Origin of the sequence: Treponema pallidum subsp. pallidum str. Nichols (assembly GCF_000410535.2) — a bacterium.
Classification (GTDB): domain Bacteria; phylum Spirochaetota; class Spirochaetia; order Treponematales; family Treponemataceae; genus Treponema; species Treponema pallidum.
This window is the reverse complement of record NC_021490.2, coordinates 85880-98701: the sequence shown is the minus strand read 5'-3', so window position 1 is coordinate 98701 and position 12822 is coordinate 85880. Positions and strand designations below refer to the sequence as shown.

Annotated in this window: 12 protein-coding genes; 6 read left to right on the top strand and 6 right to left on the bottom strand. The window is 50.7% G+C overall.

The genetic code is table 11. The annotated features are described in order from the left end of the window. Nucleotides 1-29 precede the first annotated feature (29 nt). Genes TPANIC_RS00435 through TPANIC_RS05640 form a run of 3 tightly spaced genes read left to right on the top strand, consistent with a single transcriptional unit; the run spans nucleotide 30 to nucleotide 2432 of the window. Nucleotides 30-1265, top strand: coding sequence for a Crp/Fnr family transcriptional regulator (locus TPANIC_RS00435; RefSeq protein ID WP_010881538.1), 1236 nt, complete (start codon nucleotides 30-32; stop codon nucleotides 1263-1265). 29 nt (nucleotides 1266-1294) lie between these two features. Beyond that, nucleotides 1295-1909, top strand: a complete 615-nt coding sequence (locus tag TPANIC_RS00430) for a hypothetical protein (protein ID WP_010881537.1) — start codon at nucleotides 1295-1297, stop codon at nucleotides 1907-1909. After that, entirely contained in the window at nucleotides 1869-2432 is a 564-nt protein-coding gene (locus TPANIC_RS05640) for a DUF192 domain-containing protein (RefSeq protein WP_014342264.1), read from the top strand. Before TPANIC_RS00430 ends, TPANIC_RS05640 begins: the two co-directional genes overlap by 41 nt. Nucleotides 2433-2434: 2 nt before the next feature. Here the strand turns inward: TPANIC_RS05640 and TPANIC_RS00420 are convergent, their stop codons facing one another. Next, entirely contained in the window at nucleotides 2435-3343 is a 909-nt protein-coding gene (locus TPANIC_RS00420; RefSeq protein ID WP_014505404.1) for a PilZ domain-containing protein, read from the bottom strand. A gap of 116 nt (nucleotides 3344-3459) precedes the next feature. Here TPANIC_RS00420 and TPANIC_RS00415 point away from each other — a divergent pair, with 116 nt between their 5' ends. Together TPANIC_RS00415 and TPANIC_RS00410 are read left to right on the top strand one after the other, a co-directional pair. Next, nucleotides 3460-3906 carry a PTS sugar transporter subunit IIA gene (locus TPANIC_RS00415; RefSeq protein ID WP_010881534.1) on the top strand — a complete coding sequence of 149 codons (447 nt, stop codon included), beginning with the start codon at nucleotides 3460-3462 and terminating at the stop codon, nucleotides 3904-3906. A gap of 113 nt (nucleotides 3907-4019) precedes the next feature. After that, nucleotides 4020-4253 carry a hypothetical protein gene (locus TPANIC_RS00410; protein WP_010881533.1) on the top strand — a complete coding sequence of 78 codons (234 nt, stop codon included), beginning with the start codon at nucleotides 4020-4022 and terminating at the stop codon, nucleotides 4251-4253. A gap of 79 nt (nucleotides 4254-4332) precedes the next feature. Here the strand turns inward: TPANIC_RS00410 and TPANIC_RS00405 are convergent, their stop codons facing one another. Beyond that, nucleotides 4333-6315, bottom strand: coding sequence for a putative glycoside hydrolase (locus TPANIC_RS00405; RefSeq protein ID WP_014342766.1), 1983 nt, complete (start codon nucleotides 6313-6315; stop codon nucleotides 4333-4335). 162 nt (nucleotides 6316-6477) lie between these two features. Between TPANIC_RS00405 and TPANIC_RS00400 the strand changes: the two genes are divergently transcribed. Next, nucleotides 6478-8064 carry a sigma-54 interaction domain-containing protein gene (locus TPANIC_RS00400; protein WP_014342260.1) on the top strand — a complete coding sequence of 529 codons (1587 nt, stop codon included), beginning with the start codon at nucleotides 6478-6480 and terminating at the stop codon, nucleotides 8062-8064. A 46-nt stretch (nucleotides 8065-8110) separates the two neighbouring features. On the opposite strand, the gene TPANIC_RS00395 is transcribed toward TPANIC_RS00400, so the two are convergent. The 4 genes from TPANIC_RS00395 to TPANIC_RS00380 are packed head-to-tail and all read right to left on the bottom strand — an operon-like array spanning nucleotide 8111 to nucleotide 12818. Next, a complete protein-coding gene (locus tag TPANIC_RS00395; RefSeq protein WP_010881530.1) occupies nucleotides 8111-8959 on the bottom strand; it encodes an FAD binding domain-containing protein in 849 nt (282 codons plus the stop codon). 6 nt (nucleotides 8960-8965) lie between these two features. Beyond that, complete coding sequence (locus tag TPANIC_RS00390; RefSeq protein WP_010881529.1) at nucleotides 8966-9433, bottom strand: (2Fe-2S)-binding protein; 468 nt, start codon at nucleotides 9431-9433, stop codon at nucleotides 8966-8968. Next, on the bottom strand, nucleotides 9430-11652 hold the full coding sequence (locus TPANIC_RS00385) for a xanthine dehydrogenase family protein molybdopterin-binding subunit (RefSeq protein WP_010881528.1): 2223 nt from the start codon (nucleotides 11650-11652) through the stop codon (nucleotides 9430-9432). Before TPANIC_RS00385 ends, TPANIC_RS00390 begins: the two co-directional genes overlap by 4 nt. Next, nucleotides 11580-12818: a DegT/DnrJ/EryC1/StrS aminotransferase family protein gene (locus TPANIC_RS00380; protein WP_010881527.1), complete on the bottom strand. Its 1239-nt coding sequence runs from the start codon at nucleotides 12816-12818 to the stop codon at nucleotides 11580-11582. Before TPANIC_RS00380 ends, TPANIC_RS00385 begins: the two co-directional genes overlap by 73 nt. Between the last annotated feature and the right edge of the window lie 4 nt (nucleotides 12819-12822).

Sequence of the window (12822 nt, the reverse complement as noted above, 5' to 3'; positions counted from 1 at the left end):
GAGCGACGATTAGGAAGGAGTGGGATACTTTGTTACAGCTGACGTTTGTTAACTTCAAGAAGGGTTCTTACATACTAGTAGAGGGGAAAGCTGACGCAGATCTTTTCTATATCATTCACAGCGGTCAGGTATGTATTGCAAAACAAGTAGAGATAGTTGCAGAGGAGGAAGGAAACGTCCTAACCGCGGGTAACTTTTTAGGTGTAGTTGCCTGCATGTCGCGGCATAATCAGATTGAAACTGCAGTTGCGCTCACTGATGTCGTGCTTATTGCAATTCGTTATGAGCAGTTCCCCCAGCTCATTGAAAAGAACGCGGCGATTGCTATGAAAATCATCCTTTCCTTCACAAAGAAAATGCGCTACCTCAATGAGGCGCTTACCCAATTGACATTGAAAAAACACACTGATGTGGATGTCTCGCATCTTTTCGCTATTGGCGAATACTACGTCAAAATGACGAAGTTTGAACTTGCGCTCTATGCGTACTATCATTATCTCAAGGAAAGTCCCAAGGGGACGTATGCAGAGGAAGCACGCAAACGATTTGTTGCGATTAAATCCACAGGAGTTAAGGTACCAGTAGAAATACTCGAACCTAACATACTTGAAGCCACGCGCTGCTACGATCGAGAGGCGATGGTGTTCTGTGAGTGTCAATTGGGAAATGAGTTTTACATCATTCAAAAAGGACATGTAAAAATTACTAAGATTGTTGATAACAATGAGGTAGTGCTGGCGATTTTAAAAGAAGGAGATATGTTTGGGGAAATGGCGTTGCTGGAGAACAAGCCGCGTTCTGCAAGCGCCATTGTTATGTCTGATGGTTGCCAGCTTTTGGCCGTGAACCGAAAGAACTTCCAACAGCTGGTAGCCACACAACCGCAATTGACTGCGCGTCTTACCACCACGCTCGCAGATCGCATCTGGTCGATGTACCGACAGCTCGCAAATACTTTGCTTCCGGAACCGACTGAAAAAATGTACGATATGTTGGCCATCCAGTTAGAAAAGATTCGCTACATACCTAGCACCGGCAAGGCCTACGATTTTGAATTCGGTCCCATAGAACTCGCACACATGTGCGGTTTCCCTAAAGACATCGTCTCTCAGGTAACCGAAGACTTTTTACGAGAACCTATTGTCCGCTGTGTCGATAACAAAATATCTGTCACCGACGACCTAGAATTGGTGAAGCGCGTTGCCTATTTTAAGAAAAAGCGTACCCTCGCCAAGGCACGCAAGGACCCACACAACAGGCAGTAGATGTATCCACACAAGGAGAGGAAAACGGCATGAATTATGCTAAAAATTGTATGGCGCTTGCGTTGGGCGGGGTGTTGCATATGCAGTCTTATTTATGTTCTTCCCCTTCCCCTAGTCGCGGCGCAGGCGGTGCGAGAATGCTGGCTACAGTCACTCCTCTTTCGCAGACACATTCTCTTGAGAAAATTCCCGCCGTGTACCGCGCGCTGAGTTTGGGTATGGGCGTAACCGAGGTAAAGGAAGCACTGAAAAAGGATAGTATTTTTGGATATCGCGGCGAGCGTGACGTGTCACTGCTAATGAGTGAGAACCGTATCTTGATTGAGACCACGGGTCCCCACTTTATTGCACGCAGCTGGTTTCAGTTCTACCGTGACCGTCTATATGCTATGACGTTCAAACTCAACACTGACGCGATAGATTACTACTCGGTATATGAGAACTTGTGTAAAAAATACGGCGAACCTCATAAGCTCAGTCCTCGGGTTGCCTTGTGGGAAGACGCGTCCACACGCCTAGTGCTCGAGCGGCCTCTTATTATCAAGTACATAGATATCCGCGCCTTTAACGAACAGCTTAGTGCACGCGACACTCAAAAGAGCAATGCTGAAAAGGATCGAAAGCGTTTTGTACAAGGCTTTTGAAGAGCACGTCTCCTTCTACCTGCACAGGACACCTGCTGCGCTGTCGCTTTTGTTACTGGGGTTGCTTTCCTGTGTGGCGTGCAGAACGAATAGCCTAGAAACAGCGCAAATCGCTTTTTGTACAGGAGGGCAGTACGTGCCGGTGGTTGTAGAACTCGCACTCACGGAAGAAGCGCAGCGGCGCGGGTACATGGGGCGTACACGGATCCCCGACGGGACGGGCATGCTTTTCGTGTATAAACAGGACACACGCCTCTCCTTTTGGATGAAGGACACCCCACACCCGCTCTCTCTCGCATTCCTGGATGCTCAAGGGGCGATCGTACAGATAGAAGACTTAGTCCCGCTGAGCACACACAGCGTACGCAGCAACCGGTCAGTACGGTACGCACTGGAAGTGCCACGAGGCTGGTTTGTGCGTTCGAAACTACTGGTCGGAGCGAGGCTCAGTGCACGGAGCCTCGCGCGCATCCGCAGACATGCGGACCCCCCTAAGGGGCAATCCGGTGACAAGCGCCATTAAAACTAAGACAAAGAGAAGGGTACAGAAAGGTCAATACCTTCAGCGCCTGCTGACGACCGCCCTGGATCGCCGGCAGACGCCGCAGAGCAGTCCTCGTCCGTACCGGGAAAACGGCGACAGCGGTCCGATGCGTAGCGGTTCAAACACATACGATACGCGACAGGCACCACATCAAAGTCGTACTCCATGGCCACGGCCACCAGGTCTTTACGCCCCTCAACCTGATCTGCACGCACCACGTGCCCCCTAATACTCATGCTCGTACTCGGCTCCTCAAAATCAAGCTTCAGCACCGTCTCCTTGCCTTTCAAAAACGGCGCAACGCCCATCATGATAAACTTCGCACCACCAAAGGAAACATCCCGCAGAACGCAGCGGCGAGGAATCGCCTGAATGAACACGATGGTCTCCGCTCTCATCAAGCCGATCCTGCGCATACTCTCCTTGTTCACCGCAATACGCTCCGACTTACGCTTCTTGGAACTAATGTTGGCCTCAACAAGCAAACCCAAACGCTCTATGAGCATATCAGGTATGCGCTGCGTATACGCCACGCTTAACACCACTAGCTCCGTACTCTGGGCATAGTCTTCAACACCGAGAACCCTGGCAGTAACGAAGAAGGAAACCGCATCCCGCGCATCGGACTCAAAGAAAGAAAACCGTATGCTGACGCTCGCCCCTTCCACTTGAATGCTCTCAAGCAGACTACTCTTCCTGCTGAGAATAACTTTCGCACCCACCATAGACACAGAATTCATTACGCAGGAACACTGACCTCCCGCGCTTCGCACGCACACCTGCCGCGCATTAAAACAGAGCGCCTGCATCACATCCTTTGAGAAAGTTACATCGACATCCTTGTACAAATCGTAGTACCTATTCAGCTGCTCCCTGGTGGCGAACTCCACGCGCGCATGGTAAAGTCCAAGTAGGCAAAAGGTCAAGATATCCTGGGAGCGGAAAGAGCGTGGGGAGCTTTTCCAAAAAGCTTGACTTTTCCTTTGAGAGTTTTTAGCTTGGGGGAATGAATTTGGAGACCGTGTTGACGCCGGAAACCGTAAGCCTGCACCTGAAGGGTTCTACCAAGGAGGAGATCATCGACGAAATGCTCGAGATGTTCGTCCGTGCAGGAAGGGTGAGCGACAAGGTTGCTGCGCGGGAGTGTGTGCTCGATCGAGAGCGAAAAATGTCTACGGGGATGAAGCATGGCATTGCCATACCCCACGGTAAAACTAATTCAGTGAGTAGTCTGGTTGCAGGGGTTGGTGTTTCTGACAGTCCGGTTGACTTCGACTCTTTGGATCAAGAACCTTGTCGTATTTTCATAATGACCCTTTCTCCACTTGACGTCACTGGTCCGCACCTGCAGTTCTTGGCTGAGATCAGTCTCCTGTTTAAGAGTTCTGAGAAACGTCGGGAGATCCTTGATGCAACAAGTAAAGCGGAGGTTATTAAAATCCTCACCGAGTAGCGGTCTTTTGCGTGTGCTGTGCGCCGAGTTGACTGAACTCGCGTAGCTTGTGCGGTATCGGTGCAGGGGGGGGGTGGTAAGCCCCAGACTGACGGAAACGGAGGGAGTTTGCTATGGTTGTCAACGCTGTGGTAGGGGCAGACGAGGCGAGCGCGCGCCTGCGCGAGTATTGCAGTGGTCTGCCAGATGTAGAAAAAAAGATTGCTGAATCGACTTCCCCCGAAGGGGCCAAGTTGGTCTCGGATTTCGGTATAGGTAGCGTTCCAATGGTTGTTATCCTTGACGAGGACAGCAGCGAGCTTTTTAGGACTGCGGACATAGGCGAGCTAGAGAAGTTCTTCTCCTGAGAGGACGGACGCTGATTTTCGGTCCTGTGTGGGAAAACGGCCCAACAAGGGGCGTCCGCTCGCCGGGTTGCCTTGGCGGCTAACGGAGGCGCGCGCCGTCGGGCCGGACGTCTGAGTAACGCCCTGAGTTGTTCCAGTACGTGTATCCTTCATCGATTGATTCGCGGATGCCAGCCACCTGGCGCTGCACGTAATCCTCGCCGTAGTACGCCCGGTCGTAAGAGACCGGTAGGTAGAAGGCCTGCACCCAGGGTCGGATGACCACCCGGTTGCGGGCCAGCACCCGGTTGCGGTACGCGCCGTAGTAGTAGATGCGATAGGGACGCTCCTGCGCAGGCGCGTAAGCTAGGAAGCTCTGGCTAAAGTGGCTGGGGTAGAACATCGGGCAGATCACATCCACATACTCAGCTAGCAGTTCCACGTCCTGGCCCGTGCGCGCGCCTGTACGGTACCACCCGTTCGCTCCGTAGATATCAATGGAGATTGGCGCGTCTATGCGCTCGCGCGCGTACGCCAGGAACGACATCAACGCACTCTCCCTATCCATCCCGGACTCTCTTGCCGGATACTCCGCCTGGTGAAGGTTATCTCCGTCGGTAGGGAACCGAATATAATCGAACTGTACCTCATCGAAGCCAAACTCAATTGCTTCTTTCGCGATGGCGACATTGTACCGCCACACCTTTTCGTTGTACGGATCCACCCAATGCTCGTGAATTTCTTCCTTACGGAGCGCTCCGTTTTTATACCCCTGCCAAGGCTTACCACCCGCCTTAACCGCAAGCTCAAAGCCATTCCAACGGAACAAATACTTGTCCTTAAACACCACAATACGTGCTATTAGGTACAACTTTTTTTCCTTTGCCTGCTTCACAAACGTCTTCATATCAACAAAAGGACGAACTGCACCGACCGATCGCACAAATGGATCTTGCGACTGATAACGCACCATTCCAAGCTCATCCTTCATGTCGTACACAAGCATATTAAGTTTATTGTCCGCAATCGTTTTGAAGTGCATTGCACGAAGCTTAGGATCCTTAATGTGATGCGCCGGTACGTAGATACCCTTTTTCAAATCTGCCCGCGCAAAACGTCCCTCTTTTGCAAGACTAGACCGGTCGTGCAAAAGCCATAACTCAGAAAGAGACAGCGCATCACCCGTCTGTGACACATGACGCGGAACCCACGCACATAAGATTTGATCCGGGATCCGACGCAAATCCTGTTCAAGACGCGCCAAATCGAAGGGGCGAGGCATAATGAGGGGGATCTCAAACAAACTACCATCCCGACACCCAACGAGCGAAGCGACAGACGCACTCAATCCATCAATGCAGCGCGCATCTTTCAGCGCAGCCGTCCACACACGTACGTCCTGAAAGCGTTTTTTGGCCCAGTTAAGGCGTACGATCTTGGGCACGAACGTGTAGCTTGCAAAAAGCTCATTGCCATGCACGCTCCTGCGCACCGCAATGTCTGAGATTTCTTCAGTGGCTTCAGGACCAAGCGCAAGCGTAGCGCTAATATCAGTCCAAAAACGACCTTTCTCTGGCTGCATCCACGCAATACCACGCAGGGAATGCGAAACAAACACGGTAAGCACTGGCTTACCCGTTTCATCAGGAAAATCGAGCACCGCGACCGCCTTAATCCCACTGCTGTTTGCATTACAGCCCAGATTTTGCCAAGTCCGTCCCCCATTTTTGCTGAGAAACACTGCGTCATTGGTAGCGGTAACCAAAACCGCTCCGTTATCCGGATGTACCTCAAGATCTTTCAATGGCTGCGGCTGAGACACAAAAACCTTTTCCCGATCGACTATCTTCTTCACTACCTTCTTTGGTAGTTGCTCACCCACGTGCGCGAAAGTCCTTAAGTCGCGCGAGGTCATGACACCTCGAGACGTAAGCAAGAACCAGTTCTCTCCCGCAGCAATAATCTTGCTAACCGAAACGCCAGAGAGCAGTACGTCTTGAGCGTAAGGAGTAATACGGTACAATCCCTTTGCACCGCCTGCGAGAAATTCTCCCTGCGCATTTGCCCATACGCAAGGAAACATCAGAACACTTATCCACACGCGTCTCATGCGCGCGATTATACCCCATAAAAAACGCGAGGAAAAGGATTCGAAAAACAAATACCATACCCTGCACACGACACGCCCACAGGCTCCATGCGGAGAATTGCACGGATATGCCTTTTTCTTCTATACTCGGGCCCCATGAACTGTTCGGGCTGTCCTGCACGCGCGCTCTCCCCCCTGCCTGCGGAAAAGTCGCTGGAAATGATTCTGGACGCCCTCTATGAGATTGCCCGTTACGAGCTAGCCGTGGTCCTCAGCTTTGAATCTTCTCAAATACTGCGAGTTCGCAAGGCGCGTGGTCCCCTGTACACTCCCCGCCTCCAACACCACACCATAGACCTCACCAAAAGGCAGGATCTTGCGCGCATCCTATCACAGAAGAGTCCATACCTTTTCGATCCGACGCTTGCCCACACTGATACCTACACAGAGCTTATTCCCATGCCCCAAAATCATTCCTGTCTCATCGCGCCGCTTTACATCGATGATACTCCCATTGGCATGCTCACGCTCGACCATCGCCTGTGCGAGCAGTTTACCCCAGACGTTGTACGCTTCATTACTACTCTTTCTAAACTTATCTCGCTCGCAGTAGCCCAGACCGACGCGTCCGAGACACTGAGTCAAAAGAGTCACGCTCTTTTGACCGAACGAAATGCGCTCTTAGCTCCCCAATCACCTGCATTTAAAAATATGATCGGAACCTCTCCTGCTTGGACACGCACACTCGATGCTATAAAGCTCGTAGCAGCCTCTGACCTCCCTGTCCTTGTTTGTGGAGAAACCGGCACTGGAAAGGAGCTTGTTGCGCGAACCGTTCACCAACTTTCCACCCGCAGCGACAAGCCCTTCGTCCCCGTCAATTGCTCAGCACTCGTCCATAGCCTTGCAGAAAGCGAATTATTCGGACATGAAAAAGGTGCCTTCTCAGGTGCGGTCGGCACCCATCGGGGAAGATTTGAACTGGCTCACGGTGGCACCCTTTTTCTCGATGAGGTCGGAGATCTCCCCCTGGAACTGCAACCGAAGCTCCTCCGCGTACTCCAAGACGGAGTATTTGAGCGCGTTGGAGGGGAGCGTTCGGTAAGCGTCTCGGTTCGCATTATTGCAGCTACGAATATCAACCTTTCAGAAGCAGTCACCCAAGGGAAATTCAGGGAAGACCTCCTCTACCGGCTCGATGTTTTTCCCCTCAGTCTCCCCCCTTTGCGCGAGCGTGCAGAAGACGTTGCGCTTCTAGCGGAGCATTTTATCCAAAAAATTAAGACCCGCCCGGGGTTTGAGCGCACTCAGCTTTCTCCCAGCGCGTTTAAGAAAATCTTCTCGCTCACGTTTCCTGGCAATGTGCGTGAGTTACGCAACCTACTCGAGCGTGCTGCACTTCTTGCACGCGGAGATACCATCGGCGCAGAACACCTTGTATGTAGGACCCCGGAATCCGGCACGCAGACTACTGTCTATCCTCGGGAGCACACCGAAGTGTCAGAAAGCGTTCAACCAGCTATACCTCTGTGCATACGCGATAGCTCTTGCATGGTGCGATGCACACAGGGGAAAAAGGAAGAAACTACGCTGGTGGTCAACTTTCATCAGGCGCAACGCGCAGCAATTCAAGCGGCGCTTGATGCAAGCAACGGTAAGATATACGGAGCAAATGGCGCAGCAGAAATTCTTGGTCTTAAGCCAAGTACATTGCAAAGCAAAATGAAAAAACTCGGTCTTTAGCGTCAGCTGTTTGCGCGTGCCTGGGTAAAACTCGCCACCTGTAGCTTCATCTTAAGCGGCGCAAACAGTCTTCCAGCAGATGAAAGAAGCAGTGCGCGATGTACGCACTCTTAAAGGATTCAGGCGCAAAGAACTCTCTGCTTCGATATACGATTGCCGCAATATCCCCTGCAGAAAGAGGAATCGCTCTGCCTAACAGCAAATTGTCAAATTCTCTATTTCTCATTACTACATCTGAAAAAAATACCATACGCATTTCAGACAACGCGTTTTTCTGCTGCTGTGCAAGAAACACGAAATCGGCACGTTCACCAAATAATGCACGCGACCCAATACGTCTGTAGTAGGAAAAGTCCCAGTAATCTGTTGGAAGGCGAATACGGGTAATTACATGACTCCGGTGTCGCAGCGTGTCAGAACGCGCATGTGCATAGTGTGCCACAGAAATCCAAAAGTTTTCATGTCCAGTCCGCACCTCCATTTTTGCATCAAGCGCGATAAGCGGCGCAAGAGCAGAAGCATGCGGACGCGTACCTGCAATATTCCCCCCAATAGTGGCCAGAGTCCGTATCCCAGGATTTGCTGCGTGCGACAGTGCCTCGTGCAGTGCCACGGGAATATTTTTTCTTCCCAATCGCACAATTGCTTGCAACGACACAGCACCACCAAACTCAAGAAAGTGCTCAGTTTTAGAAATATCTTTCAACTCTGGTACACCGTTTAGAACAACCAAATGTGAAGGCAACGTTAAAACCGGGGTTATCTGATATTGCACCAAGCCCGTTCCACCCCCAACTGGCTGTACCTGCGCGACGTTACGTAGTACCGCACACAATTGACCCAAACTTTTTACGTAATAAATAACACTTGATTCTGAGTTCTTATACAGATGCATACAGTTTTAGGAAAACTCATGACAAGCAGGCATACGTTGAAGTGCTCGAATCAACGCATTGATATCAGTACACCGGCATTGCATGCCTGAAAAGGCGTGTCTTACCTCTTCTTCGTTGGGCACAGAATTCCTTTGTAATAAGCTCTCTGCGGTGAGAATTTTTCCTGCATCGCAATACCCACAAAAAGAAATATGATGCTGCGCAAAGCACGCAACAATCCACCGTCCTCTTTTAGTCTTTTGAAAAAAATCAAGTGTAACTATCTGTGTTTCGTGCGCAAGAAAAAAGGGTATGATATACGCGGATACTGCCTCCCCATTAAACAAAATGGTAGACGCGCCATTCTCTCCATGTCCGTGTGAACCTTTTATCGAAGGAAGATGAAAACATCTCCGTAAAACGGTCGAAAGACGCTCATGAGGCATAGCATCCACATGTACCTGTTCTGTATTCAACGTAAAGCGAATATTCATAGAGAATCGTCTGCACTGAGGGAAAACATCTCATAAAAAATATCCCGCGCAACAAAAGGAACCTTATGGGTAGCGTTTTGAGAAATCGGCAAAATTTGCCGCAGTGCTGCGTAGTACGCAGCAGGAACAATACCTTCGGCAACCGTTCCCACCGCACGCGCAGCAGCATTTGAACTCAAAAGGGTGACGTGATAGGGAGGAGTATCGGATGGATCGATGATAACATACTCGGGTGTGCGCGCACGCTCCCAAATCTTTTCTACAGATACGTGCGAAAGCGCACGAGTAATGCTTCGACTCACGGTACGGTACACATCTTTTTCACAAAAGACATACCCAGGATCGCAAACAAACCACAACCTGACAATCTTAGGTTGCACGCACAACGCATCTAATTCGAGTTCAATAATACAGGCTGCAGGAGTGTGCGTGCTCATTCCGTGCATTTTGGTAAAACCGTTCATATCCTCACATTTTCCGCTAGTATCAGCAGTCACAGGTACCTTTGAGGCACACTGCTCAGATTGCGCATCGGGCACCGAAACATCTGACTTAGCAACAGTCACCACTTGATACACCTGCCCCTTCTTGGCCGTGTTAAAGGACCCCTGTACCGTGATAGGAAGTGGCTTTCTGAAGCGTTGTCTCTGAATTGCTCGTACACACTTTCTCACCAACCGTGCAAACACCCTCATCCCCACTGATTCCACAGACGGACCCAACAGATCCACGCCATACGCCTCATCACTACTTTTAAAAAAGATCGCATCCTCCAGACACGCAAACTCTCTGATGAGAAACGCAACCACTACCCGTTTAAACGAATCAGAAAGCGGAACGCTGTGCACCACAATGCGCGCATCAGTGTGCAGCGTCATTTGTAATACATAGGAAAAACCCGAACGGGCTAACATCGCAGACGGATCATATTGAAACCCCAACGCGAGTCCAATACCACGCCAGGCATGGGTGTCATGTGCTTTTCGTACTGCATTGACCATGCTGAAGGCTGCGTGCTTTCGACGAAAATCTCCTTCCTCACACAGATAGGCGAGCAACCGCGCAAAACGCTGTGTTTCCCGCGTATCTTTCATGTGCGCCACACGCCACTCGTCAGGGAATATATGAAGCTCAGCACATAACTGATTAATATGCATTTCTAATGCATTAGAAGTGTATGCATCTGCCCATCCATTAAAAACATCCGTTAATCCAACATTTGAACGAAACGCTGTGCATTCAATGCGGTACCGAGGAATTTCATAATTTCCTAATGCAGTATGGACCATATGCGCAACCATACGATCGATCAATAAATTCCCCGCTCCTGCATCGAGGGAGATAAAAACAAACATACCTTCTACCGCATGCGCGGCGTTGAGCGCCGTGCGATGTGCAATGGTAATCTTGGGAGTCTTAGGACAGTACTGCACATACTCTTGAAAGGAAAAAGACAAGCGTACCGGCTTTTTCGCACAATAGGCTGCAAGCGCCGCCTGACTTGCCATCACTGAGGGGAACCATATTCTCCCATCACAGGAAAGCGCTTCCTGCTGCGGATGTACGTGCACCGCATGCTCAGAAATATTCAGTACCTGCGCGATAGTTTTTCTCATGTGCGCAGGCCACTGCGTAGCAGCGTACACGTGCAGACCGTGCGCGTCGGGTAGTGCCTGTACTTCTGGCATTTCCGCAAAGTAGTGTACACGCGGCTCAAATGTACAAGAGGAGCATACCGTGTGTGATGCGCGTTTAAAAGCAGTTTCTGCATCTCCTTGCACCGCCACCTTTTGAGCGAGGGGTTCCCCTTCACTGATTCCACAGAGTATTTCCGACGCACAGGCCCGCTCTGCGCACGTATGCACCACCACATCTTGCACTAAATTACGTACCACATGCTCATCAGGCCCAATGAGGATACCCACCGGTTCCCCTGCGTACACCACCTCTCCATGCGCAAAAACCGGCACAGTATTTTCCCCACACCGAACGGCATTGCATCCGGGAATATGTGCTGCAGTATAAAAAGAGTACCCGTCAGGGAGAGAGGGAATATCTATGTTCAGCAGCAATCCTGCAACGCGCGGCGCACGGACAAGCTGTGCATAGACGCTCCCTGTGCGCGCACCGTCTGAAACGAACACGCTCATATATATGCTCTTCCCTTTGCACATTCTTGTGCGGTGCGCACCACGGTCTCTATCACATACGCCACGCAACTGTCATCCATTCCCGGCCACAACGGAAGCGTAAGCGTGTGCTGATACTTGTGCGCACACTCAGGGAAATCTTCCGCTCGTACACACAGACTTTTCTTAAAAAACGTCATCTCGAAATGAGGAATAAAATGCATAGAAACGCCCAATCCCCGTTCCTGCAATAATCTGACGAACTCGTCCCGAGAAACAGAAAGCGTTCCAGGAACTAAGCGCAACAAATACAAATGCCACGCGTTTCCATCCCCATCAGGCGGAGTACAAAAAAATTCATAACGAGAAAAAGCACGCGTGAACGCGGCGGCAATACGCGCGCGTTGTGCAAAAAGATGCGCCGCCTTCTGCAACTGTACGCGTCCAATTGCTGCTAAAATATCCGGCAGGTTACACTTCCACCCAAGGCTTGTTACGTCATAACGCCACGGTGCGGTGCCATTTGTGTACCGATCCCAAATAGCCCGGTCAATGCCATGTGAACGCAAACACGCAATACGCGCTGCAAGCTTCGCATCATTTGTGCAAACCATACCTCCTTCACCGGTGGTTAACGGCTTGGTGGCATAAAAGGAAAATACCCCCGCATGTGACAGTGTGCCTGCATACCCACACGCAGTCTTCGATGGAAAAGCGTGTGCTGCATCTTCCACCACTGCCACTTGATACTTACGCGCAAGAGCATTGAGATCACGCATATTGCATACATTCCCGGCAATATGGATGGGTACAATAGCACGGATGCGCGCATCCTTTTTTAAACACGCTTCAACACACTCTGCACTGATATTATAAGAGTCGCGCTCGATATCGGCGTACACCACCTGCGCACCTAGGTGGAGTGCAGAGCTCGCCGTAGACACAAACGTATAAGGACTGGTAAGTATCTTACTATCCGGCCCAATGCCCATTGCATCAAAGGTGAGAAGCAAACCACTGGTAGCTGAGTTAACCGCACACGCATAGGGAGCACCCACATACGCGGCAAACTCTTTTTCAAACGCGAGTGCTTGTGTTCCCGTCGTAATCCATCCTGAACGCAACACATCGCAGACTGCGCGCTCTTCCGCTTCAGAAAACGAGGGCACAAAAAACGGCACTTGTTTGTTGAACACCGCATGCTGCGCGTTATCATCACGAACACCCTCTTTCTTTTTTTTCACGGTACCTTCCATTTTC